Annotated in this window: 18 protein-coding genes, 1 tRNA gene and 2 riboswitches; of the genes, 16 read left to right on the forward strand and 3 right to left on the reverse strand. The window is 63.8% G+C overall.

The window, feature by feature from the left end; all coding sequences use genetic code 11:
• The first annotated feature begins 96 nt into the window (after window positions 1–96).
• From AB3X96_RS00710 to AB3X96_RS00740, 7 genes are all read left to right on the forward strand, one after another.
• Complete coding sequence (locus AB3X96_RS00710; RefSeq protein ID WP_368588233.1) at window positions 97–2,481, forward strand: tetratricopeptide repeat protein; 2,385 nt, start codon at window positions 97–99, stop codon at window positions 2,479–2,481.
• A complete protein-coding gene (vioA, locus tag AB3X96_RS00715) occupies window positions 2,478–3,623 on the forward strand; it encodes a dTDP-4-amino-4,6-dideoxy-D-glucose aminotransferase VioA (protein ID WP_368588234.1) in 1,146 nt (381 codons plus the stop codon). Before AB3X96_RS00710 ends, vioA begins: the two co-directional genes overlap by 4 nt.
• A gap of 5 nt (window positions 3,624–3,628) precedes the next feature.
• Window positions 3,629–4,327 carry a WbqC family protein gene (locus tag AB3X96_RS00720; RefSeq protein ID WP_368588235.1) on the forward strand — a complete coding sequence of 233 codons (699 nt, stop codon included), beginning with the start codon at window positions 3,629–3,631 and terminating at the stop codon, window positions 4,325–4,327.
• Window positions 4,324–5,301: a hypothetical protein gene (locus tag AB3X96_RS00725; protein ID WP_368588236.1), complete on the forward strand. Its 978-nt coding sequence runs from the start codon at window positions 4,324–4,326 to the stop codon at window positions 5,299–5,301. The genes AB3X96_RS00720 and AB3X96_RS00725 overlap by 4 nt, the downstream gene beginning before the upstream one ends.
• Window positions 5,298–5,822, forward strand: coding sequence for a GNAT family N-acetyltransferase (locus AB3X96_RS00730; RefSeq protein WP_368588237.1), 525 nt, complete (start codon window positions 5,298–5,300; stop codon window positions 5,820–5,822). Before AB3X96_RS00725 ends, AB3X96_RS00730 begins: the two co-directional genes overlap by 4 nt.
• A 156-nt stretch (window positions 5,823–5,978) precedes the next feature.
• Window positions 5,979–6,641: a phytanoyl-CoA dioxygenase family protein gene (locus tag AB3X96_RS00735; RefSeq protein ID WP_368588238.1), complete on the forward strand. Its 663-nt coding sequence runs from the start codon at window positions 5,979–5,981 to the stop codon at window positions 6,639–6,641.
• Between the two features lie 4 nt (window positions 6,642–6,645).
• Window positions 6,646–7,383 carry a trans-aconitate 2-methyltransferase gene (locus AB3X96_RS00740; RefSeq protein ID WP_368588239.1) on the forward strand — a complete coding sequence of 246 codons (738 nt, stop codon included), beginning with the start codon at window positions 6,646–6,648 and terminating at the stop codon, window positions 7,381–7,383.
• Between the two features lie 418 nt (window positions 7,384–7,801).
• Here the strand turns inward: AB3X96_RS00740 and AB3X96_RS00745 are convergent.
• Window positions 7,802–7,877: transfer RNA gene (locus AB3X96_RS00745), tRNA-Arg, on the reverse strand.
• A gap of 307 nt (window positions 7,878–8,184) precedes the next feature.
• Here AB3X96_RS00745 and AB3X96_RS00750 point away from each other — a divergent pair.
• Window positions 8,185–9,084: a cytochrome c5 family protein gene (locus AB3X96_RS00750; protein ID WP_368588240.1), complete on the forward strand. Its 900-nt coding sequence runs from the start codon at window positions 8,185–8,187 to the stop codon at window positions 9,082–9,084.
• A 117-nt stretch (window positions 9,085–9,201) separates the two neighbouring features.
• Here AB3X96_RS00750 and AB3X96_RS00755 read toward each other — a convergent pair whose 3' ends face one another.
• Complete coding sequence (locus AB3X96_RS00755; protein ID WP_368588241.1) at window positions 9,202–11,286, reverse strand: UvrD-helicase domain-containing protein; 2,085 nt, start codon at window positions 11,284–11,286, stop codon at window positions 9,202–9,204.
• 250 nt (window positions 11,287–11,536) lie between these two features.
• Between AB3X96_RS00755 and AB3X96_RS00760 the strand changes: the two genes are divergently transcribed.
• From AB3X96_RS00760 to AB3X96_RS00795, 8 genes are all read left to right on the forward strand, one after another.
• Window positions 11,537–12,586: an oxidoreductase gene (locus AB3X96_RS00760; RefSeq protein WP_368588242.1), complete on the forward strand. Its 1,050-nt coding sequence runs from the start codon at window positions 11,537–11,539 to the stop codon at window positions 12,584–12,586.
• Between the two features lie 215 nt (window positions 12,587–12,801).
• Window positions 12,802–13,152, forward strand: coding sequence for a hypothetical protein (locus tag AB3X96_RS00765; protein WP_176109946.1), 351 nt, complete (start codon window positions 12,802–12,804; stop codon window positions 13,150–13,152).
• Window positions 13,153–13,201: 49 nt separating this feature from the next.
• Window positions 13,202–13,304: riboswitch (glycine riboswitch) on the forward strand.
• A 20-nt stretch (window positions 13,305–13,324) separates the two neighbouring features.
• A riboswitch (glycine riboswitch) is annotated at window positions 13,325–13,485 on the forward strand.
• An 80-nt stretch (window positions 13,486–13,565) separates the two neighbouring features.
• Window positions 13,566–14,684: a glycine cleavage system aminomethyltransferase GcvT gene (gene gcvT / locus AB3X96_RS00770; RefSeq protein WP_368588243.1), complete on the forward strand. Its 1,119-nt coding sequence runs from the start codon at window positions 13,566–13,568 to the stop codon at window positions 14,682–14,684.
• Window positions 14,685–14,744: 60 nt separating this feature from the next.
• Entirely contained in the window at window positions 14,745–15,125 is a 381-nt protein-coding gene (gene gcvH / locus AB3X96_RS00775) for a glycine cleavage system protein GcvH (RefSeq protein ID WP_013090937.1), read from the forward strand.
• 93 nt (window positions 15,126–15,218) lie between these two features.
• Window positions 15,219–18,155, forward strand: a complete 2,937-nt coding sequence (gene gcvP, locus AB3X96_RS00780) for an aminomethyl-transferring glycine dehydrogenase (protein ID WP_368588244.1) — start codon at window positions 15,219–15,221, stop codon at window positions 18,153–18,155.
• A 124-nt stretch (window positions 18,156–18,279) separates the two neighbouring features.
• Complete coding sequence (locus AB3X96_RS00785; protein WP_368588245.1) at window positions 18,280–19,410, forward strand: alginate lyase family protein; 1,131 nt, start codon at window positions 18,280–18,282, stop codon at window positions 19,408–19,410.
• Window positions 19,411–19,438: 28 nt separating this feature from the next.
• Window positions 19,439–20,827, forward strand: coding sequence for an L-serine ammonia-lyase (locus AB3X96_RS00790; protein WP_176380030.1), 1,389 nt, complete (start codon window positions 19,439–19,441; stop codon window positions 20,825–20,827).
• A gap of 239 nt (window positions 20,828–21,066) precedes the next feature.
• The gene (locus AB3X96_RS00795; protein WP_368588246.1) at window positions 21,067–22,794 is read left to right on the forward strand and encodes a thiamine pyrophosphate-binding protein; all 1,728 of its coding nucleotides are present in this window, start codon (window positions 21,067–21,069) and stop codon (window positions 22,792–22,794) included.
• Window positions 22,795–22,896: 102 nt separating this feature from the next.
• On the opposite strand, the gene AB3X96_RS00800 is transcribed toward AB3X96_RS00795, so the two are convergent.
• A complete protein-coding gene (locus tag AB3X96_RS00800) occupies window positions 22,897–24,045 on the reverse strand; it encodes a branched-chain amino acid ABC transporter substrate-binding protein (RefSeq protein ID WP_176109940.1) in 1,149 nt (382 codons plus the stop codon).
• Window positions 24,046–24,086: the final 41 nt, after the last annotated feature.

Genomic DNA, 24,086 nt, shown 5'->3' on the forward strand with positions numbered 1-24,086 from the left:
ACACTAAACAGGCGGCCTTTTTACCGTCATCTCCGAGCATCGGAAAGCCACTCTCCGCCGCACAATTTCCGTCATAGACCATTCTGCGCTGAGACTATGACTCTCCTGTACGAGCAGCCGACGGCTGAACCCTTGACGCCCAAACAACAGCTCGAGCACGACATCGCGCTCGTCTTGCAAACGGCGCTGGAGCACCACCACAAGGGCGAATTCGACGACGCCGAAGCACTCTACCGGGCGATCCTCGACGCGAGGCCACAGCACTCCGATGCGCTGTACGACCTCGGCGTGCTGCTCGTTCAAACGGACCGCCCTGCCGACGCACTGCCCCAATTCGAGTTAGCGCTCGGTCAGCAGCCGCAAAACGGTCAATATTGGGCGGCTTATATCAGTGCATTGATCGACGCGGGCGAAACCGCCGCCGCGTGGCTGGCGCTGGAAATGGGCCAGAAGCAGGGGCTAAAGGGCCCGGCGGTGGATGGTCTGATCGTGCGGCTGGCGAATCCGGGCAAGGTCGTTCCGACGCAGCCCGTGGCAGTTCAGAATCCGCAGGCAGAGAACCAGGCGAGCGCCGAACCCGCTGCCGACGCAGCGACGGCGAACCCGGACACCGGCAAGTCGAAGATCGCCGCGGCGCGGCGCGTCAGCCAGCAGGAAACCACACGATTCACATCGCTGTACAACAGAGGCCAGATTGCCGAGGCCGTCAAGCTCGCGCGCTCACTCACTCAGCGCTTCCCCGCCGACGGCATGACATGGCGCTGGTACGGCATTGCGCTGCATCGCCTTGGACGGTACGACGACGCACTCGTTCCGTTGCGCAAAGCCGCAGAACTTCTTCCGGAGGAACTGGAAAGCCGCACCGTCCTTGCGGATACGCTTCGACTGAAAGGCTTGCTCAAGGAAGCCGAAGAAGCCTGCCGCGCGATCATTGCGATCAATCCGGGTTACGCAGAAGCACAGCGGATCTACGGTATGGCACTGGTTCACCAGGGACGCGTCGCCGAGGGCCTCGCCGCTGCACGGCGCGCGATTGAACTGGCGCCGGACACCCCCGGCATGCACAACACTCTGGGCGTGCTGCAGCTCGATCTGGGCATGGTGAGCGACGCCGAGCAGAGCTTCCGCGTTGCGCTTGAGAAAGACCCGAAAGATGCGATCGCGGCCGACAACTTTCTCTTTTCGCTCGCGCACAATCCCGAAGTCAAGCCCGACAAGCTGTTCGCCGAACACATCAAATTCGCCGACCAGCACGAAGCCCCGGTGCGCTCGCAGTGGCCACGCCACGTGAATAAGCGCGCGCCACATCGCAAGCTGAAAATCGGCCTCGTCTCCGGCGACCTTTTCCGCCACGCGGTCTCGTCCTATCTATTGCCTATCATGCAGCACCTCGCGACCGACCCGAGCGTGTCGCTTCATGTGTACAACAACCATATCCTGGAAGACGACTACACGCATTTGCTGCGACAATGCGCGCACGAGTGGCACCAGATCACGGGCATGCCGGACGCGCAACTGGCGAACCGGATTCGCGACGATCGGATCGACATTCTGTTCGACCTGTCCGGCCACACCGGCCGCAATCGCCTTCTCACGTTCGTGCGCAAGCCTGCACCGATTCAGGTCAGCTGGCTGGGGTATCCCGCCACGACCGGACTCAGCGCGATGGACTATTACCTCGTCGACAAATTCGGTGTGCCGTTCGGCCCGGCGGAACGCATCTTTTCGGAAAAGATCGTTCACCTGCCCGCAAACGCGCCGTTCCTGCCGGAACAAAGCGCGCCGCCGGTCAATATTCTGCCGGCCATGCACAATGGCTATGTGACGTTCGGCAGCTTCAACCGCCTGAACAAATTGCGTCCTGACGTAATCGAGCTATGGGCGCAACTGCTACATGCGCAACCGTCGTCGCAGATGTTGCTGGGCGCGATCGCAACCGATGAGGACGAACAGCTTCTCACCGACTGGTTCGCGAAGGCAGGTATCACGCGCGAGCGCCTCATGTTCCGCCGCCGCTCAAGCTTGGCGGTCTATCTGCAGCAGCATTTTCACGTCGATATCTGTCTCGATACGTTTCCGTACACCGGCTCGACGACCGTGCTGAACTCGCTTTGGATGGGCGTGCCGACGTTGACGATTGCAGGCGACACGCTGCCCAGCCGCGCAGGCGCGACCTGGATGTCACACGTCGGGCTTGAACAGTTTCTCGCCGCGGACAAGGCGGATTTCGTCGCCAAAGGCCTTGCGCTGTCCTCCGATATCCCTGCGCTCGCCGCATTGCGCACCGGCTTGCGCGAACGCTGCATGGCGTCGGCGGCATTCCGCCCCGAGGTGGTTGCCGCAGGTTTGTCGCGGGCCCTGCGAATCATGTGGCAGCGCTGGTGCGAAGGCCTGCCGCCCGTCGCCTTCGAAGTATCCGCAGAAGATGCCGCCGCCACAGACAACTCCACCGCGCAGTCCGAGACAGGGGAAAACAAGTGAACGCAGCCTTACCACTTGGGGCCATCGAACCGCAGATCGACGAGCGCATATACGTTACCCAGCCGCACCTCGCGCCGCTCGAAGAATTCATTCCCTATCTTCAACAGATCTGGGACAGCAAGATCCTGACGAACGGCGGTCCGTTTCACCAGCAGTTCGAAGCGGCGTTGTGCAAATACCTCGGCGTGAAGCATCTCGCGCTATTCACCAACGGCACGCTTGCGCTGCTCACCGCCCTACAAGCGCTGCGCGTGAGCGGCGAAGTGATCACCACGCCCTATTCGTTCGTCGCCACCGCCCATTCGCTGGTCTGGAACGGCATCAAGCCGGTATTCGCCGACGTCGACCCGCTGACGTTGAATCTCGACCCGGCCAGGATCGAGGCAGCCATCACGCCGCAAACCACCGCGATCATGCCGGTGCATTGCTACGGCAAGCCGTGCGACGTCGAAGCGATCCAGAAGATCGCCGACAACTACAACCTCAAGGTGATTTACGACGCAGCCCATGCGTTCGGCGTGCAGACCGAAACCGGCAGCGTGCTCGAGCACGGCGACCTCGCCGTGCTGAGCTTCCACGCAACCAAGGTCTTCAACACGTTTGAGGGCGGCGCGATCATCTGCCAGGACGCCAAGACGAAACAACGCATCGACCATCTGAAGAACTTCGGCTTCGTTGATGAGGTGACCGTAGTTGCCTCCGGCATCAACGGCAAGATGAGCGAGATCAATGCCGCGTTCGGCCTGCTGCAACTGGAGCACATCGACGAAGCGTTGGCACGCCGTGCGCAGATTGACGCGCTCTATCGTGAGCGTCTGCGCGACGTGCGGGGTATCCGTTGTTTGCCGAAGGCGGGTGAGAAAGTCGCGAATCACTCGTACTTTCCGATTCTTGTCGGACCGGACTATCCGATCAGCCGCGACGCGCTGTATCAGAAGTTCCGCGACGCGAACATCTACGCGCGCCGCTACTTCTATCCGCTGATCTCAGATTTTCCGATCTATCGCGGCCTGCCTTCGGCGCGCCAGGACAACCTTCCGGTCGCGCATGCCGCCGCGCAGCAGGTACTGTGCCTGCCGATTTTCCCGGCGCTGACGGATAGCATGCTGGATCGCATCATCGGGATCATTGTGGACGCCTGAACGTCATGAAGCTCGCGATCATGCAGCCGTACCTGTTTCCGTACATCGGATATTTCCAGTTGGCGGCTGCAGTCGACAAGTTCGTCTTTTACGACGACGTGAACTACATCAAGAACGGTTGGATCAACCGCAACCGGATACTGCTGGGCGACCAGGTGCGTTATCTGACCGTACCGCTCAGTGGCGCGAGTTCTTCGCTGAAGATCAACGAAGTGCACGTGGAGCCGGGCGAGCGGTGGCTGCGCAAGCTGCTCGAATCGGTTCGGCACGCATATGCCAAAGCGCCTCATTACCCGCAAGTCAGTGCGTTGATCGAGCGGATTATGAGCGAAGCGCTGACGCCGATTTCGTCGCTCGCGGCACAAACCGTCGTGGAAATCTGCCGCTACCTGGAGATTGACACCGAATTCGTCCCGTCTTCGACGAAATACGGCAATGCGCAACTCAAGGGCGTCGATCGCGTCGTCGACATCTGCGAAAAGGAGCAGGCGAGCATCTACGTAAATCTGCCCGGCGGCCGGGCGCTTTACGACAGCAAGGTATTTTCCGCACGCGGCTTGGAACTCGCTTTCATTGAACCGAACGTCAGCCCCTACGCGCAGTTTGGCCAGGCTTTTCAGCCTGCCTTATCGATTCTCGACGTCCTGATGTTCAACAGCAAGAACCGCGTGCAAGATATCTTGTGCGTCGAGGTATGCTCATGATCCCGCGCGAGCCGTGTGCGATCGGCGGATATTTCGAGCTCGAGCTGCCGCGCACCAAAGCGACGTTTCACGACGGCGCACTGCGTTTCCAGTCGTCGCGCGCTGCGTTTCTCGCGCTGCTGCGCTCTGTGCGCCCGACCGCCGTCTGGATGCCCTGGTACATATGCGACGCGATGGTCGAACCTCTGCGCATGACCTGCACGCCCATCAAACGCTACCGGCTCGATGCCGATTTGCGTGTGCAGTCCGCCGACGTAGCACACGGCGAATGGCTCGTCTACGTCAACTATTTTGGCTTGTGCGCTCACCAGGTCGACGACGTGCTTGGCCGTTTTCCGCGCGAACGCGTCGTGATCGACAACGCTCAGGCGTTGTTCGCGCAGCCTGCCCATTGCCTGGCCACGCTGTACTCCCCGCGAAAATTTCTCGGCGTGCCAGACGGCGGTTTGCTCGTCACTCAGAAGGCAATCGACCTGCCGGAGGCCATCGACGAAGCCTCGCTGCTGCGCTGTAGTCATCTGTTGACCCGCCTTGGAAGAGATGCAGAAGCGGGTTACGCCAACTATGCTGTCGCCGAAGAAAGCTTGAAGGAGCAGGAGCCGCTGCGGATGTCCGCACTCACCGAACGGTTGCTCGCGAGTATCGACTACGACAGCGTGCGCTCGCAGCGAGTCGAGAATTTCGCTTTTCTGCACGAGAAGCTGCAACGCTACAACCGCTTCACGTTTCGTCATGACGGACAGTCGGTACCGCTCTGCTATCCATTTTTCGATGCACCTGCCGGACTGCGCGAAGCGCTTCGGGCACAACGCATCTATACACCCACTTATTGGCCGGACGTGACTGCCGCTGAAGGCGTGCCTGAGTTCGAGCGCAATCTTCCCGGCTCGACGCTGTGCCTGCCGTGCGATCAGCGGTTGACGCCCGATGACCTGGCACCGATCGCACAACACTTACTGGACCGGCTGGCATGAGCGACAACACCATATTCCTGCGTGAGATCGAGCGCGGCGACCTGCCGACCATCAATGCGTGGCGCGCCGACAAGGCGCTCGTCGGCCTGCTGGGCGGCACCTTCCGGTATGTCGGCCCCGAGATCGACGGCAAATGGTTCGACAGCTACCTGAGTTCGCGTGCCGGCAATGTTCGTCTCGCCGTATGCCTTGCAGCGACGCGGGAGTTGCTCGGCGTGACGTACCTGCTAGGCATCGACTGGGTGAATCGCTGTGCGGAGTTCTCGATCCAGATCGGCGTCGAGTCGGCGCGCGGCCATGGGATCGGCGAGGCCGCAACGCGTCTGACGCTCGAACACGCATTCGGCGATCTCAATCTCAATCGCATCTCGTTGACCGTGCTCGCGTCCAACGACCGCGCCATTGCCCTCTACGAAAAAGTAGGTTTTCGCGCTGAAGGTCTGTTGCGCCAGGCCGTCTTCAAGGACGGCCGCTATCTCGACGTCGTTCCGATGGCCCTGCTCGCGGCCGATCGGCGTTGAGTCCTTCACCTTTGGGGTTGATCCGCATAGCTTATGAACACAATTGACGCTCGCCACCACACCGCGCTCGCAACCGCAGGCTGGACGGTGATTCCCCGCGTGATTCGCGGTGAACTGATCGATTCGCTGGTCAAGGCACTCGCTCCTTCACTCGCCTTGCGCGATGACATCCGGCGACGCAACGGCGTGCTGGACAATAGCGCCGGCACCTTGCACCACCTGCTAATGGATGACCCGTGCTACGTCGAGTTGCTGGCGGAGTTCTCCGCGCTGGAGCCGGTTTTCAAAAGATACTTTGGAGGCAACTTCATTCTGAATTCATACGGCGGGGTGATTAACGAGCGCGACTCGCGCTCGTACGTGCAGAACGTGCACCGCGATATCCGCTTCGGCTCCGACACGCGGCGCTTCATGGTCAACGCCCTGCTCATGCTCGACGATTTCACGCTGGAAAATGGCGCGACTCACATTCTCTCGCGCTCGCAAAACGTGCAGCAGCAGCCCGCCGACGAGGACTTCTACGCGCACGCTTCGCGTGCGACCGGAGAACGCGGGTCGGTCCTGCTGTTCGATTCACGCATGTGGCACGCCACCGGCCGCAATACCACCAACGCGCCACGCCGCGCGCTGACGCTAACGTTCACCAGCCCTTTCTTCAAGCCGCAGCTCGATTACGCGCGGCTGTTCGGCTACCGCAATCTCGACCGCTGTAATGCATGGATGCGCCAGGTGCTCGGCTTCAATGCCCGGGTACCGGAGTCGCTGGATGAGTTCTACGTGCCGGTGGAGCAGCGGTTCTATCAACGCGGACAGGATTGATAACATGAGCAGAGACTACAACGCGGAGGCGAAGGATCATCCCGAGCATCGCTACGCTTACGGCTTCGATTACCTGATGCATGAATACATGCTTCAGACGGTCGCACCGTTCGTTGTGAATGGCAACGCTCTCGAGCTGGGATGCTTCGAAGGCAACTTCACGCGGCTTCTGATGCAGCGGTTCGATTTGCTCGAAGTTGTCGAGGCATCGGCAGACTGCATTGCCGTTGCGTCGGATAAGACCAAAGGCGCCGTCAAATTCCATCACTCGACGTTCGAGACTTTCGAACCGGCGCGACGCTACGACAATATCTTCCTGATTCACACGCTCGAACACCTCGATCATCCGGTCGACGTGCTGGGCCGTATCGGCAGTTGGCTATCCGAAGGTGGCCGCCTGTTCGTGGCCGCGCCGAATGCGCGCGCCGGATCGCGCCAGATCGCGGTCAGCATGGGGTTGATCGACCATCACGCGGCCGTGACGCCGGCGGAGGCCGCGCACGGGCACCGGGTGACCTATTCGATCGATACACTGCGAGCCGATCTCCGCGCAGCAAAGCTCCGGCCGGTCACGGAAGGCGGCGTCTTTTTCAAGGGGCTGGCCAACTTCCAGATCGATGCCGCATTGCAGGCCGGCATCATCACCAAAGCGTATCTGGACGGATGTTTTGAACTGGGGCGTGTCTATCCCGACCTGTGCTCCAGCGTGTATGCGATCTGCGAGCGCGCGCCCGGCCGCTGATCGTTTTTCCGCCGGTGGAAGGGCTCTTTCGGGTGCCCTTTCCAGACTGCCGGCTCTGTGCCTGAATCGCTCGTCAGCGCTCGCCCGCGCACTCGCTGCCGTTGCCCCCCGCAAATTCGAATTCATTTTCGTATTCTTCATGCGGGAACGAGGTCGGCCATCGTGTCGAAGAAATCTTGCGCGGGATGCAATAACCAGTCCGCCCAATTAGCTGCTGCGAAAGGCTGGCTCGTCGTGGATATCAAAGGCGACTGGAAGAGGGTGTTTAAGGAGATGGTCGTACGATCGCGGCGGCGGCACCGTCGAATTACATTTCAGCCGCGGAGTGTCAGCCAGCGTCGAACGATACAAAGCCGCAAAAATACAAAAGGGCTTAGCGCACAACGCGCGTAAGCCCTTGACCAAGAATGACCTTTTTTGGCGCGCCCGGCTGGGATCGAACCAGCAACCCCTGCCTTCGGAGGGCAGTACTCTATCCATTGAGCTACGGGCGCTTCACCACAAAACTGCGGGGAATCTACGCGAAAGCACGGCAACCAGAACGGACGCGACGCCAACGCGAGAGACCGCAAGGATACCCGGTTTCGGCAGAACCGTCCACCGGACGGCCTCCGACGCCCGCACCGGCTTCTTCCCGAGTCCCGCCATCGTCCATGCCGATGCGGGTAAACGCCTGCTGAACACCCTCCAGGCCCCCTCGCCGCCGCCGAAACCTTGCGTCTATAATCGTCCGTGGCTGATAAAGAACAAGAAGTTGCCGTCGCGCTGTACCGCTCACATACCCACGGAGACGAGACAAGCATGAGCGAAGCACCACACGGAGCCCCGATCAAAACCCCAGCACAGCTTATCGCCGCGGTCATCGCCGGGTTTGCTGTGCCCATCATCATCATCGTTCTGCTCGCCGTCTACGTCGACAATTCGACGCGCACCGGCGCCGGCACCGACTCCCTCGCCGAAGCCGAAGTCAACTCCCGCATCCATCCAATCGCCCGGGTCGAAATCCGCGACGCCAATGCGCCGCGCGTCTACAAGAGTGGCGAGGAAGTCTACAAGGCGGTCTGCTCGGCGTGTCACGCGTCGGGCGCGGCAGGCGCACCGAAATTCACCAACACCGCCGACTGGGCCCCGCGCATCGCGCAAGGCTTCGACACGCTGTGGCACACCGCCCTGTCCGGCAAAGGCGCAATGCCGCCGCGCGGCGGCACGAGCCCCGACGACTACAGCGACTTCGAGATCGCGCGCGCGGTCGTCTATATGGCGAACAATTCGGGCGCGAGCTTCCCAGAGCCGGCGCAGCCGGCGGCGGGCGCAGCTGCGGCATCGGGTGCCGCTGCGGCATCCGGTACGGCACCCGCATCGGACGCGGGCGCGGCCCAGGCCGCCGCGGCGATGGCCGCCATGGCCAGCGTGCCGCAGACTCCCGCCCCGGCAGCAGGCGGCGCGCAAAGCGCGGATGCGTCGCAGGCCGGCAAGGCGCTGTATCAGTCGGTATGTCAGGCCTGTCACGCGGCCGGCGTGCTGAACGCGCCGAAGTTCGGCGACAAGGAAGCATGGGCGCCGCGTCTGAAGGACTCGATGGATACGGTCTACAACTACGCGCTGCACGGCAAGGGCGCGATGCCGCCGAAGGGCGGCTCGAATGCATCGGATGCGGACGTGAAGGCCGCGGTCGACTATATGGTCAGTGCGGTGAAGTAAAGCGGGCGGGATCAGCCGCTAAACGAAAAATCCCTGCAAGCGCTAACGCGATGCAGGGATTTTTTGTGCGCAACGACAAGCAACCGCACCGGGCGGGCACTTGAAGCCTCACCCCGCTCACGCCTTCTGCAACAGCGCCTTCAAACTCGCGAGCCGGTCCTTCGGCGACATCGGCGCTTCTTCCGGCGTCGGCGGCGGCGCATCGTCGAGCAGCATTTCGTTGATGAAGCGCGACGGTTCGCAGACGATCGTCTCCCGCGCCCGCTTGCGCTTCTTGCACCAGTTCAGGTGCAGGCTGCGCTGCGCGCGCGTGATCGCGACGTACATCAGCCGGCGCTCCTCCTCGATGCGCGCGTCGTCGATCGGCTCGTCGTCCGCGCCGCCGCGATGCGGCATGATGCCTTCCTCGACGCCGACCAGAAACACGTGCGGATACTCGAGCCCCTTCGACGCATGTACGGTCGACAGCCGCACCGCATCCGGATCTTCCTCACGGCCTTCGAGCATCGACATCAGCGCAACCGTCTGGATCAGGCCGAGCAGGTTCTTGCCGGTGTCGCCGAAGCCGTCGGCGGTGTCGTAGCCGGTCGCCTCACTGCCGGCCGCCGGCTCCTCCTTCGTGCCCTTGCGCTTCAGCCATTCGATGAACTCGAGCACGTTCTGCCACTTCGCCTGCGCCTGGCGCTCGTCGAACGCGTCGTACAGGTACGCTTCGTAGTGGATCGCCTCCATCAGCTCGTCGAGCAGCGTGCCCGCCGCGTCCCTTTCCGCGCGGTCGGTCAGGCGCTGCATGAAGTCGCAGAACGCGCGCATCGGCTCGATCTGACGCGGCGACAGACGCGCCTCGATGCCGCCCATGTAGACCGCCTCGAACAGCGAGACCTTCGCCTGGCCAGCGAACGCGCCGAGCGCCTCCAGCGTCGTATTGCCGACGCCGCGACGCGGTGTCGTGATCGCACGAATGAACGCGGGGTCGTCGTTCGCATTGGCGATCAGGCGCAGGTACGCGCAGATGTCCTTGATCTCGGCCTTGTCGAAGAACGACTGGCCGCCCGACAGCACGTACGGAATCCGTTCACGGCGCAGCACCTGCTCGAAGATGCGCGCCTGGAAGTTGCCGCGATAGAGGATCGCGTAGTCGCGGAAATTCGCGCGCCGCTCGAACTTGTGCGCGGACAGCCGAAACACGACCGACTCCGCCTCGTGCTCCTCGTCGTTGCAGCCCGTCACCGTGATCGTGTCGCCCATGCCGTGCTCGGACCACAGCTTCTTCTCGAACAGCTTCGGGTTGTTCGCGATCACGTTGTTCGCGGCGGTCAGGATGCGCACCGTCGAGCGGTAATTCTGCTCGAGCTTGATCAGGTGCAGATTCGGAAAATCTTTGCCGAGCTGGCCGAGGTTCTCGAGCGTCGCGCCGCGCCAGCCGTAGATCGCCTGGTCGTCGTCGCCGACCGCCGTGAACGCCGCGCGCTTGCCGGCCAGCAGCTTCACCAGTTCGTACTGGCACGCATTGGTGTCCTGATATTCGTCGATCAGCAGATAGCGCAGCTTGTTCTGCCAGCGGTCGCGCACTTGCTCGTTGCTCGCGAACAGCTCGGCGGGCAGGCGGATCAGATCGTCGAAATCGACCGCCTGATATGCATGCAGCGTCGCCACGTAGTTGCGATAGACGATCGCCGCCTGATGCTCGTCCTCGGTCGATGCGGTCGCGATCGCCTGCTCGGGCATGATCAGGCCGTTCTTCCACAGCGAGATGATCGACTGGATCTTGCGGATGAAGCCCTTGTCCGTCGAGCCGACCTGTTCCTGGATCATGCCGAAGCAGTCGTCGGAATCCATGATCGAGAACTGCGGCTTCAGTCCGACGTGTTCCGCCTCCTGCCGCAGGATCTGCACGCCGAGCGAGTGGAAGGTACACACCGTCAGCTGGTTCACGGGCACCTTGCGGCCTTCCTTGCCCGGCGCGGTCAGCGTCTTGCCTTCGAGCAGCTTGCCGACGCGCTCGCGCATTTCCGCCGCGGCCTTGTTCGTGAACGTGACGGCGGCGATGTGGCGTGGCTCGAAGCCCTTCGCTTCGATCAGGTGAGCGATTTTCTGCGTGATCACGCGCGTCTTGCCACTGCCGGCGCCGGCGAGTACGAGACAGGGACCGTCGAGATAACGGACCGCTTCACTTTGAGCGGGGTTCAGGCCTGCGGACATCGTTTGTGGATGGGTAAGACGGTTGAGGGCCGCTGAGGTCGGACCGGCGGGAGGCGCCGGCCGAAGGCCCGGGACATGGTGCGCGGCTCGATGCGCGCGAGAGGTGCGATGTTAACATGGACAACCGCGATGGACTGCGCGATGGGGGTCATGCTCAGCCCCCGGTCCAGCCCACAAATGCCACAATGATGAGATTGCGCGCCGCCGCCGCGGTGGCAAGGCGGCGCGCCGTTCCTCCAGGAAGAATCGCATGTCCGCATCGCTGAAGATTGGATTGATGGGCTACGGCTTCGCCGGCGCGACGTTTCACGCACCGGTGATCGAACGTTGCGGACGCGCGAGCGTCGCCGCGATTGCGACCGGGCAATCCGAGCGCGCGCACGCCGACTATCCGCACGCGAAGATCGTCGCCGATCTCGACGCGCTGCTCGCGCTCGACGACATCGACTGTGTCGTGATCGCGACGCCCAACGACACCCACTTCGACCTCGCGCGCCGCACGCTCGAAGCCGGCAAGCACGTGGTCGTCGACAAGCCTGTCACGCTGAGTGCCGCCGACGCCCACACACTTGCCAATATCGCGCTCGCCCGCGGCAAGCTGTTCGCACCCTTTCACAACCGCCGCTGGGACGGCGATTTTCTGACCGTACGCGACCTGCTCGCGCGCGTGGAACTGGGTCGCGTCACGCATTACGAATCGCATTTCGACCGCTTCCGGCCGGGCGTGCGTCAGCGCTGGCGCGAAGATGTGACGCGCGGCGGCGGTCTGCTGTTCGATCTCGGTCCGCATCTGATCGATCAGACGCTTGCCCTCTTCGGCGCACCGCAGACCGTCTCGGCGACGGTGCGCACGCACCGCGACGACGCAAGCGCACCCGACTACGTGCACATCCAGCTCGGCTACGAGGAGTTCGAGGTCGTGCTGCATGCAAGCGCGCTGACCGCGTTGCCGGGACCGCGCTTTGCGATCCATGGAACGCGCGGCAGCTATGTGAAACACGGCCTCGACACCCAGGAAGATCAGCTGAAAGCCGGCCTGCGCCCCGGCGACGCAGGCTTCGGCGCCGGCAACACCCCCGGCGTGCTGCGCGTGCTCGAAGGCGACCAGGAAGTCGAGCGTGAATTGCCCACCCGCAACGGCGAGTACGCAGGCTTCTATATTGCGTTGGCCGACACGATCCAGAACGGCGTCGCATTTCCGGTCAGCACGCGCGACGCGGTCGACGTAATGACGATCATCGAACTGGCCGCGCGCAGCTCCGAGCAGGGCGTGCGGCTGCCGTTCGAGCGCATTCGCTGAGCCCTGCATCGCTGCGCGTGGCACCGTGCTCGCGCGGTCTGTGTACCGAAAACAGGATGACCTTCCGCGCCGCAAAGGCCGTCGGCGGGCTTTTCCTGACGTTCCAGAAAGGAACATAACGTTACAAATTCGCCCGCTGCCGAGTCAGCGGGCGTTCCTCGTCATCCGTTGCTAGCGAGGTAGCAATCGATACGACAACGACTCCTGGAGAATCCATGTCTCGAATCATCCGTGCCCTTGTTGCATGCGCGCTGCTCGGCTCAGTCGCCGCCTGCGTGGTAACGCCGCCGCCGGCCCCGCACCCGAGCCCCACTCCGCAGCAGATCGCGGACCAGCGCCTGCATCAGGTCGAGGGCCGCATCGACAATCTCGCGCGCCGTATCGACACTCGGGTGAATCAGGGCTATTACCCACCGCCGCAAGGCGCCGCGCTGCATCACCGCCTCGAGACGATCCGTCAGGAAGCGCGTGACATGGCCACGCAGCACGGTGGCGGTTTGTCCGCGGAAGAACAGCGCGTGCTGAACCAGGAACTGGACAATGCGGCTCATGCGATCGGCGAGTGAGCGCTCCCGGCCCTTTATTTGACAAGCCCAGGCCCGTCGCGTACATTCGCCGCACGCGTCGGGAGAGCGTGCTGGCAAGCGAAAAATCGCAGGCCGCGCCGCCGAAGGGGCACACCCGCAAACTCTCAGGCAAAAGGACCGACCGCGTCGAAAAACCCGTCTTCCGGCGGTTTTTTCGCACTCTGGAGAGCGGCAGTAGCCATCCGCGTCGCACGTCGTGCACCGCAGGCAAGCTGCCCACCGAAGGGGCGCGCGTTTCCCCGTGACGAATCGAGCTCATTGAGCCAGTCGCGGCGGCGCAATCTCTCAGGTATCGAGGACAGAGGGGTCATGCAGAACCACGCTCGCAGGCACAAGGCCGCGAGGCAGTGCGCCGCATGGCCTTTTTTGTTCCGCGAGACGCCCGAGGCCCCATGACCGAACTCAAACACACCCCGCTCCACGCCGCTCACCGTGCGCTCAATGCCCGCATGGTCGACTTCGGCGGCTGGGACATGCCCGTCAACTACGGCTCGCAGATCGAGGAACATCGCGCGGTGCGCACCGACGCCGGCATGTTCGACGTGTCCCACATGTGCGTGGTCGACTTCACCGGCGAGCGCGTCCGCGCGTTCTTCGAATACGCGCTCGCGAACAATGTCGCGAAGCTGCAAACTCCGGGCCGCGCGCTCTACTCCTGCATGCTGAATCCGAACGGCGGCGTGATCGACGACCTGATCGTCTATTACTTCGGCGAAGACCACTTCCGCGTGGTCGTCAACGCCGGCACCGCCGACAAAGACATCGCCTGGTTCGGCCAGCTCAACGCCGAAGGCGGCTTCGGCCTCACCATCACGCCGCGCCGCGATCTGGCGATCGTCGCCGTGCAAGGCCCGAACGCGCGCGAAAAAGCCTGGCAAACGGTGCCGGCCGCGCGCGCCGCGACCGAAGCGCTGAAGCCGTTCAACGCCGCGCGCATCGACGGCACGCCGTTCGGCGAGCTGACCGTCGCGCGCACCGGCTACACCGGCGAAGACGGTTTCGAGATCATCTTGCCCGCTACGCATGTCGAAGCGCTGTGGAATGCGCTCGCCGCCCAAGGCGTGCGCCCGGCCGGTCTCGGCGCACGCGACACGCTGCGCCTCGAAGCCGGCATGAATCTTTACGGCCAGGACATGGACGACAATGTCTCGCCGCTCGACGCCGGCCTCGCATGGACCGTCGACCTCACCTCACCGCGCGACTTCATCGGCAAGAGCAGCCTCGAAGCCGACGGCTCGCGCGCCGGGTTCGTCGGCCTGATCCTGCTGAAGGACAACGGCAAGGCTGCCGGCGTGCTGCGCGCGCATCAGAAAGTCGTCACGCCGCACGGCGACGGCGAAATCACCAGCGGCACGTTCTCGCCGACCATGCAGGAGTCGATCGCCTTCGCGCGCGTGCCGAAAGGCGTGCAGCCGGGTGACACCGTGCATGTCCAGATTCGCGACAAAGCCTGTCCCGCAAGCGTGGTAAAACTGCCGTTCGTGCGCAACGGCAAGGTGCTGGCGGTCTAAGCGGCCGGCGCACGCCCCTACATTCAAACCACTACCGAACATACCGTTCAGGAGCATCCAATGAGCATCCCGGCCGATCTGAAATACACCGAATCGCACGAATGGGTCCGCACCGAAGCGGACGGCACGCTGACGGTCGGCATCACCGACCACGCGCAGGAAGCGCTCGGCGACATCGTCTTCTTCGAAGTCCAGGAACTCGGCAAGTCCGTGACCGCGGGCGACACCGTCGCCGTGATCGAATCGGTGAAGGCCGCTTCCGATATCTACGCGCCGGTTTCAGGCGAAGTCATCGAAGCGAACACGGCCGTCGGCGACTCGCCGGACACCGTCAACAGCACGCCGTACGACAGCTGGCTGTTCAAGATCAAGCCGGCCGCCGACGCGTCGCTCGAGCGTCTGCTCGACGCCGACGCGTACGCGAAGTCGATCGGCGCCTGAGTTACGACCTGACTCGCTGCCTGATTCACTTTCGTTTTAACCGTCAGGCGCGGCGCTCGCACCATGGCGCGCGCCGCGCCGCCAGGAACACCCATGAAGCTCGAACACCCGGATCGTCTGATGAACCGCACTCCTCTCTCGCTCGCCGCGCTCGAAGTGCACGACGCCTTCGCCGAACGGCATATCGGCCCGGATACGGCCGACCAGCAAGCGATGCTCGAAGCACTCGGCTTCGCGTCGCGCGCGGCATTGATCGACGCCGTCATCCCCAAGACGATCCGCCGCACCGAAACGCTGCCGCTCGGCCCCTTCGCGCAACCGAAGAGCGAAGCCGAAGCGCTCGCCGCCTTGCGCGAGCTCGCGGACAAGAACCAGGTGTTCCGCTCCTACATCGGCCAGGGCTATTACAACGCCCATACGCCGACGGTGATCCTGCGCAACGTGCTGGAAAATCCAGCGTGGTACACCGCGTACACGCCGTACCAGCCTGAAATTTCTCAAGGCCGTCTGGAAGCGCTGCTGAACTTCCAGCAAATGGTCACCGACCTGACCGGCCTCGCGATCTCGAACGCATCGCTGCTCGACGAAGCGACCGCCGCGGCCGAAGCGATGACGCTGCTGCAACGCGTCGGCAAACCGAAGTCGAACGTGTTCTTCGTCGCCGACGACGTATTGCCCCAAACCATCGAAGTCGTGAAGACGCGCGCGACGCCGGTCGGCATCGAAGTGAAGGTCGGCCCGGCTGCTGAAGCCGCCGATGCGAACGCATTCGGCGTGCTGCTGCAATATCCGGGCGTGAACGGCGACGTGCGCGACTACCGCGCGCTGACCGAAGCGATCCACGCGGCGGGCGGCCATGTGGTCGTCGCCGCCGACCTGCTCGCGTTGACGGTTCTGACGCCGCCGGGCGAATGGGGCGCGGACGTCGCGGTCGGCAATACCCAGCGTTTCGGCGTGCCGGTCGGCTTCGGCGGCCCGCATGCCGCGTACCTCGCGGTGCGCGACGAATTCAAGCGGCAGATGCCGGGACGTCTGGTCGGCGTGACCGTCGACGCGCAAGGCAACCCCGCGCTGCGTCTCGCGCTGCAAACGCGCGAGCAGCACATCCGCCGCGAGAAGGCGACCTCGAACGTGTGTACCGCACAGGCGCTGCTCGCGATCATGGCGAGCATGTACGCGGTCTATCACGGCCCGCGCGGCCTGAAGACGATCGCGCTGCGCGTGAACCGCATCGCCACGCTGCTCGCCGAAGGCGCGAAGCAGCTCGGCTACAAGCTCGTCAACGAAACCTTCTTCGACACGCTCACGTTCGACACCGGCGCACGCACTCAAGCGCTGCACGACGCGGCCACGGCCAGGCGCATCAACCTGCGCCGCGTGAGCGCGACGCAAGTCGGTCTGTCGATCGACGAAACCACCACGCGCCACGATCTGGCCGACCTGCTCGCGGTGTTCGCGCAAGCGGCCTTCGCGAGCGACGTGCCGCAAGTCGACGCGCTCGACGCCGCGCTGAGCGCATCGAACACCGCGTCGGTGCCGGCCGCGCTCGAACGTACGAGCGCGTACCTCACGCATCATGTGTTCAACCGTCATCATTCGGAAACGGAAATGCTGCGCTATCTGCGCAGCCTGTCGGACAAGGACCTCGCGCTCGATCGCTCGATGATCCCGCTCGGCTCGTGCACGATGAAGCTGAACGCGACCTCGGAAATGCTGCCGGTCACGTGGCCCGAGTTCGGCCAGATCCATCCGTTCGCACCGGCCGAACAGACCGTCGGCTACCGCGAGATGATCGATCAGCTCGAAGAGATGCTGGTCGCCGCAACCGGCTATGCGGCCGTGTCGCTGCAACCGAACGCGGGCTCGCAGGGCGAGTACGCGGGTCTCTTGATCATCCACGCATATCACGCGTCGCGCGGCGAAGCGCATCGCAACGTCTGTCTGATTCCCGCTTCGGCGCACGGCACGAACCCGGCGTCGGCGCAGATGGCCGGCATGCAGGTCGTGGTCGTCGCATGCGACGCGCAGGGCAACGTCGATATCGAGGATCTGAAGAAGAAGGCCGCGCAGCACGCCGATAAGCTCGCTGCGATCATGATCACGTACCCGTCGACGCACGGCGTGTTCGAGCAGAACGTCCGCGAAATCTGCGAGATCGTGCATGCGCACGGCGGCCAGGTGTACGTGGACGGCGCGAACATGAACGCGATGGTCGGCCTGTGCGCGCCGGGCCAGTTCGGCGGCGACGTCTCGCACCTGAACCTGCACAAGACCTTCTGCATTCCGCACGGCGGCGGCGGACCGGGCGTCGGTCCGGTCGCGGTCGGCGCGCACCTCGCGCAGTTCCTGCCGAACCAGACTTCGTCGGGCTATCAGCGCGCGGAGACCGGCATCGGCGCGGTGTCGGGCGCGCCATACGGCTCGGCGTCCATCCTGCCGATCTCGTGGATGTACATCGCGATGATGGGCGCGAAGAATCTGACCGCCGCGACCGAAACCGCGATCCTCAACGCGAACTACGTCGCTAACAAGCTCGCGCCGCACTATCCGGTGCTGTACTCGGGCCCCGGCGGTCTCGTCGCGCACGAGTGCATTCTCGATCTCCGTCCGATCAAGGACACGAGCGGCATCACCGTCGACGACGTCGCCAAGCGCCTCGCCGACTACGGCTTTCACGCGCCGACGATGAGCTTCCCGGTGCCGGGCACGCTGATGGTAGAGCCGACCGAATCGGAGTCGAAAGAAGAGCTCGATCGCTTCATCGAGGCGATGATCGCGATCCGCGAGGAAATCCGCGCGGTCGAGGAAGGCCGCTCGGACCGCGAGGACAATCCGCTGAAGCACGCGCCGCACACCGCGGCGGTCGTGATCGCCGACGACTGGAAGCATGCGTATGCGCGCGAGACCGCTGCGTATCCGCTGAAGACGCTGATCGCGAACAAGTACTGGCCGCCGGTCGGTCGTGCGGACAACGTGTACGGCGATCGCAACCTGTTCTGCTCGTGCGTGCCGATCGCGGACTACGAGTAAGAGCGAGTCAAGGGACGTCACGCGCGGCGCTGCGAAGGTCCGTCAGCGTCCGCGCGCGATCCTGTTGTTGAAAGCCGCAACCGGCTAACATCACACACCGAATCAGCCTAACGAGGAGTTTCGCATGGCGCGAAAGGTGCGATTGATGCAAAGCCGGGACGAGGCGGCGGGTCTCCGTCCGTGGCGACCCGCTTACGCTGTGCTGCTGGCCGCTGCGGCCGTGCTGCTGCCGCTGCGCGAGGCGCAGGCCGCGATGAATTTCTGCGCGGCGCCGGCGCTGCAAACGAGCGAGCGCACCAATGCCGATCCCGGCGTCAAGGCGCTCGTCGCCAACGTGCAGGCGCATCTGAACGAGCAGCCCCATGCGCTCGCGAAACTGCACACCGAAGGCACGCTGCCGCACGAGGGCATCTACGATCAGAGCGTGGAAGCGCAGAAGGATCTCGACCTGCTGCGCGATGCCGCGCTCGCGTGGCGCGCGACCAGCGACGACCGCTTCCTGAAGCTCGTCGATCGTCTGCTGTATGCATGGGTCACGACCTATCAGCCGAGCTTCGATCCGATCGACGAAACGGGTTTCGAAGGGCTGATCCTCGCCTACGACATGACAGCGAGCGCGCTGCCCGTCAAAACGCGCAATGCGGCGATGGCGTTTCTGACGAAGTTCGCCAACGGCTATATCGCACAGATCGACGCGCAGCCGCGGCCGCTCACCGGCACGTTCCGTAACAATTGGCAAAGCCACCGTATCAAGCTGATCGCGATGGCCGCGTTCACGCTCGACAATCGCAAGATGATCAACGCCGCGCAACGGCTGTTCGTCGAGCATATCGGCGACAACATCGCGCCGGACGGCTCGACGATCGACTTCGGCGAGCGCGATGCGCTGCACTACGTCACCTACGATCTGCAACCGCTGGTGACGGCCGCGCTCGCCGCGCGCCGCCACAACCGCAACTGGCTGCAGGAGAAGGGCGCGAACGGCGCGACGCTGCTCGTCGCGCTGAACTGGCTCGTGCCGTTTGCGATGGGCACCCAGACGCATGAGGAATTCGTGCATTCGAACGTCGCGTTCGATGCAAAACGTCGCGAGGCCGGCTTGCCCGGCTATTCGGGTCGGTGGGATCCGAAGAACGCGGCGGAACTGTTTCACCTGGCGGCGCGTCTCGATGGACGCTTTACGCCAGTCGCGCTGCAGCTCGCACCGACGCCGCCCGCGTGGCTCGCCGTGTGCTTGCCGCTGGCGGCGCGCTAAACTCTTATCTATAGGCAGGGAGCAGTACATGGCAGTCAGCGTTTTCGATCTCTTCAAAATCGGCATTGGTCCGTCGAGCTCGCATACGGTCGGGCCTATGCGCGCGGCGCTGATGTTCGTCCAGGGACTCGAGCGCGACGGGCTGCTCGATGCCACCGCAGCGGTGAAAGCGGAGCTGTACGGCTCGCTCGGCGCGACCGGCAAGGGGCACGGCACCGATCGCGGCGTGATGCTAGGCCTGATGGGCGATGCGCCCGACACCGTGAATCCCGACACGATCGCGCAACGGCTGGAAGCGGTGCGCACGTCGCGCAAACTCGCGCTGCTCGGCACGCACGAGGTGCCTTTCGTGCAGAAGGAGCAGATCGCGTTTTATCGCCAGGCGTTGCCCGAGCATCCGAACGGCCTGAAGCTGTTCGCGTTCGATGCGCAAGGCGCGACGCTGCGCGAGTCGACCTATCTGTCGGTCGGCGGCGGCTTCGTCGTGACGGCTGGCGCACCGAACACGAAGGTGTTGAGCGCCGTCGATCAGCTTCCGCACTCGTTTCGCACCGCCAACGAGTTGCTCGCGCTATGCGCGTCGAGCGGCAAGAGCATCGCGCAGCTGATGTGGGAAAACGAACGTGTCTGGCATAGCGAGGAAGAAACGCGCGCGGGTCTGCTGAAGATCTGGGACGTGATGCAATCATGCGTCGCGCGCGGATGCGGCATCAACAATCCCGACGCCGATGGTCACTTGCCCGGCCCCTTCCAGGTGAAGCGGCGCGCGCCGCAGCTGTATCGTGCGTTGACGGGCAACCCTGAGCGCGCGTTGCAGGACCCGCTGTCGATGGTCGACTGGATCAACCTGTACGCGATCGCAGTCAACGAAGAGAACGCCGCGGGCGGGCGCGTCGTCACGGCGCCGACCAACGGCGCGGCCGGCATCATTCCGGCGGTGCTGCATTACTACACGCGCTTCATGCCGGGTGCGAACGAGCAGGGCGTGATCGACTTCCTGATGACGGCCGCCGCGATCGGCATCCTGTACAAGCTGAACGCGTCGATCTCCGGCGCGGAGGTGGGCTGCCAGGGCGAAGTCGGCGTCGCCTGCTCGATGGCCGCGGGGGCGCTGGCCGCCGTGATGGGCGGCACGCCGAAGCAGGTCGAGAACGCCGCGGAAATCGGCATGGAGCACAACCTCGGGCTCACCTGCGATCCGGTTGGCGGCATGGTGCAGATTCCGTGCATCGAGCGCAATGCGATGGCATCGGTGAAGGCGGTCAATGCCGCGCGCATGGCGCTGCGCGGCGACGGCAGCCACTATGTGTCGCTCGATTCGGTGATCAAGACGATGCGTGAAACCGGCGCGGACATGAAGACCAAGTACAAGGAAACGTCGCGCGGCGGCCTCGCGGTGAATATCGTCGAGTGTTGAGTCGGTGAGCGCGGCATTCAATTGCAAGCAATCGCAGCGGAAAAGCGCGGGCTCTGTGGCCCGCGTTTTTCATTTGGGCGACCGCGTTGCGCCCACGCCGATCGAACAGTTGCGCTGCGCCATGACAGCGCCCACGTGCTCGGCGTAAGCTGTCGAAGCACCCATCGGCCGCTGTTGCAGGTTCCGCCGATGCGGCTCCATCACAACGCACTCACGCACTGCCAGGAGGCTTCTTCGCAATGTCGCTGCCGAATGCTCCCGCTGCCCACTCCGCTTCCCATACCGCACGCACGACCGGCGCGCGCCTCGTCGTCGATGCGTTGCTCACGCACGGCGTCGAACGTGTGTTCTGCGTTCCAGGTGAAAGCTTTCTCGCCGTGCTCGATTCGCTGCACGACGAAACCGAGCGCATCCAGACGATCGTCTGTCGTCACGAAGCCGCGGCCGCGAACATGGCCGAAGCGGTCGGCAAGCTGACCGGCCGCCCGGGTGTCGCGCTGGTCACGCGCGGACCGGGCGCGACGCATGCGTCGATCGGCGTGCACACCGCGTTTCAGGACTCCACGCCGATGATTCTGCTGATCGGCCAGTGCGCGCGCGAACATCTCGATCGCGAGGCGTTCCAGGAGATCGACTACCGGCGCATGTTCGGTCAGATGGCGAAGTGGGTCGCGCAGATCGACGACCCTAAGCGCATCCCCGAATATCTGAGCCATGCGTTTCATACGGCCACCTCGGGACGGCCGGGGCCGGTCGTGCTGGCGCTGCCCGAAGACGTCTTGAGCGATGCCTGCGACGCGGTGCCTGGCGCGCCCGCTTATCACCGCGTGGCCGCATCGCCTTCAGCAGCGCAGATCGCGCGACTAAGCGAGTTGCTCGAAGGCGCGCAACGGCCGATGGTAATCGCCGGCGGCAGCGGCTGGACAGCGGCCGCATGCGCGGACCTGCGGCGCTTCATCGAAAACTGGCAGTTGCCGATCGGCCTCGCGTTCCGCTTCCAGGACACGTTCGACAACGAGCATCCGAACTATGCGGGCGACGTCGGTCTCGGCGTCAATCCCGCGCTCGCTCAGCGCATTCGCGACGCGGACCTGCTGCTCACGCTCGGTCCGCGCCTCGGCGAAGCGACGACCAACGGCTACACGCTGCTCGATATCCCGAAGACGAAACAGACGCTGGTGCACGTGCATCAGGGCGCGGAAGAACTGGGGCGTGTCTATGCGGCCGATCTGCCGATCGTCTCCGGCATGCCTGAACTCACGGCGATGCTGGCGGAACTGAAGCCGTCGACGTCCGGCAAGCTCGCCTGGGCGGGTGCCGCTGAAGAAGCGCATCGCGCGTATCTGGAATGGCGCAAGCCGCGTCCGACTCCCGGCGACGTGCAGATGGGGGAAGTGATCGAGCAATTGCGCGCGCACTTGCCCGAGGACGCGATCGTCACAAACGGCGCGGGCAATTACGCGACGTGGCTGCATCGACATTTCTCATATCGACACTTCCGTTCGCAGCTCGCACCGACGAGCGGCGCGATGGGCTACGGCGTGCCGGCAGCGCTCGCGGCAAAGTCGCTGTATCCGCAACGCGCGGTGGTCGCGCTCGCCGGCGATGGCTGCTTCATGATGGCCGCGCAGGAACTGGCAACAGCGATGCAGTATGACCTGCGCGTGCTGTTCATTGTCGTCAACAACAGCCATTTCGGCACGATCCGCATGCATCAGGAGCGGCACTATCCGGATCGCGTGCATGGCACCGGTCTCACGAATCCGGACTTCGCGGCATTTGCGCGGTCGTTCGGTGCGCATGGCGAGACCGTTGAACGGACCGCGGATTTTCTGCCGGCGTTGCAGCGCGCGATCGAATCGCAGCTGCCGGCCGTGATCGAGATTCGCATGCCGCAGGAAGCGAGCACGCCCGCGGCGACGCTCGAGATGATTCGAGAGCAGGGGAGGAGCTTGCGGGGGGAGTGAAAATCGCCACCTGAACTGACTGCGCGGCTTCGAATGCGCCGTCAATCAAAAAACCCCGCCGAAGCGGGGTTTTTTATGGTCAACCGGGTTCAGCAAATAAACTTACTTGCCGCCCACGCTTTGCAGCGTCGTCCACTTGCCATCCACGACCTTGTACAGCGTGATACCGCCGTTCTTCAGATCGCCGCGCTCGTCGTACGCGAGGTTGGCCGTCGTGACAGCCGGCTTCGAGGTCTTCGCGAGCACCGGCAGGTACTTGGCCGGATCGGTCGAGTTCGCGCTCTTCATCGCGTTGAACATCGCCATCGCGCCATCGAACGCGTACGGCGAGTACGTTTGCACGTCTTCGTTGAAGCGCGCCTTGTACTTCTCGACGTACGCCTTGCCGCCCGGCATTTCATCGAGCGGCAGACCGGCGAGCGATGCCACCGTGCCGTTCGCCGCGTCGCCGGCGAGCTTGATGAAGGTCGGCGTGTGGACCATTTCGCCGCCCATCAGCGGCGCCTTCACGCCGAGCTGCTTCATCTGCTTGACCATCGGTGCCGCTTGCGAATCCGCGCCGCCGTAGTAGATCAGATCGGGGTTCGACGACTTCAGCTTGGTCAGGATCGACTTGAAGTCGACGGCCTTGTCGTTCGTGTATTCACGATCGACGATCGTCGCGCCGGCCGCCTTCGCTGCCTTCTCGAACTGATCCGCGAGGCCCTGGCCGTAAGCGGTGCGATCGTCGACGATCGCGATCTTCTTCATGCCGAGGTTCTTCACCGCGAACGTGCCAGCGACCGAGCCTTGCTGCGTGTCCGACGTCATCATGCGGAAGGTGGTCTTGAAGCCCTGCTGCGTGTATTCCGGTGCGGTCGCCATCGCGATCTGCGGAATGCCCGCGTTCGCGTAGATGCGCGAGGCCGGAATCGTCGTGCCCGAGTTGAAGTGGCCGAGCATGCCCTTGATGCCGTCATCCACGAGCTTCTGCGCGACCGTCGTGCCGGTGCGCGGGTCGGCCTGGTCGTCGGCCGAGTCGAGCACGATGCGAACCGGCTTGCCGCCGATCACCGGCTTCGTCGCGTTGAACTCTTCGACCGCGAGCGTGATGCCGTTCTGGAAGTCCTTGCCGTAGTGCGCCTGTGCGCCCGTCATCGGACCAGCGAAGCCGATCTTCACGTCTTCCGTCGATTGAGCGTTGGCCGTCCCCGCCAGCGACATAGCGGCAACCAGAGCTGCGCCTGCCAGCTGTTTCATTTTGTGTTGCATAGCTTCTCCTTGATACCAGGTGTGGATGAAGCGGTGTCGGG

This window comes from Paraburkholderia sp. BR13439 (genome assembly GCF_040948805.1).
Taxonomy (GTDB): Bacteria; Pseudomonadota; Gammaproteobacteria; order Burkholderiales; family Burkholderiaceae; genus Paraburkholderia; species Paraburkholderia youngii.

Bases quoted from the DNA above. Each gene is read 5' to 3' on its own strand.
- AB3X96_RS00750 (WP_368588240.1), top strand. From the start codon at position 8,185: ATGAGCGAAGCACCACACGGAGCCCCGATCAAAACCCCAGCACAGCTT.
- AB3X96_RS00725 (WP_368588236.1), top strand. From the start codon at position 4,324: ATGATCCCGCGCGAGCCGTGTGCGATCGGCGGATATTTCGAGCTCGAG.
- AB3X96_RS00785 (WP_368588245.1), top strand. From the start codon at position 18,280: ATGGCGCGAAAGGTGCGATTGATGCAAAGCCGGGACGAGGCGGCGGGT.
- AB3X96_RS00795 (WP_368588246.1), top strand. From the start codon at position 21,067: ATGTCGCTGCCGAATGCTCCCGCTGCCCACTCCGCTTCCCATACCGCA.
- AB3X96_RS00765 (WP_176109946.1), top strand. From the start codon at position 12,802: ATGTCTCGAATCATCCGTGCCCTTGTTGCATGCGCGCTGCTCGGCTCA.
- AB3X96_RS00755 (WP_368588241.1), bottom strand. From the start codon at position 11,286: ATGTCCGCAGGCCTGAACCCCGCTCAAAGTGAAGCGGTCCGTTATCTC.
- AB3X96_RS00720 (WP_368588235.1), top strand. From the start codon at position 3,629: ATGAAGCTCGCGATCATGCAGCCGTACCTGTTTCCGTACATCGGATAT.
- AB3X96_RS00710 (WP_368588233.1), top strand. From the start codon at position 97: ATGACTCTCCTGTACGAGCAGCCGACGGCTGAACCCTTGACGCCCAAA.
- AB3X96_RS00800 (WP_176109940.1), bottom strand. From the start codon at position 24,045: ATGCAACACAAAATGAAACAGCTGGCAGGCGCAGCTCTGGTTGCCGCT.
- gcvT (WP_368588243.1), top strand. From the start codon at position 13,566: ATGACCGAACTCAAACACACCCCGCTCCACGCCGCTCACCGTGCGCTC.
- AB3X96_RS00730 (WP_368588237.1), top strand. From the start codon at position 5,298: ATGAGCGACAACACCATATTCCTGCGTGAGATCGAGCGCGGCGACCTG.
- AB3X96_RS00790 (WP_176380030.1), top strand. From the start codon at position 19,439: ATGGCAGTCAGCGTTTTCGATCTCTTCAAAATCGGCATTGGTCCGTCG.
- AB3X96_RS00740 (WP_368588239.1), top strand. From the start codon at position 6,646: ATGAGCAGAGACTACAACGCGGAGGCGAAGGATCATCCCGAGCATCGC.
- gcvH (WP_013090937.1), top strand. From the start codon at position 14,745: ATGAGCATCCCGGCCGATCTGAAATACACCGAATCGCACGAATGGGTC.
- gcvP (WP_368588244.1), top strand. From the start codon at position 15,219: ATGAAGCTCGAACACCCGGATCGTCTGATGAACCGCACTCCTCTCTCG.
- AB3X96_RS00760 (WP_368588242.1), top strand. From the start codon at position 11,537: ATGTCCGCATCGCTGAAGATTGGATTGATGGGCTACGGCTTCGCCGGC.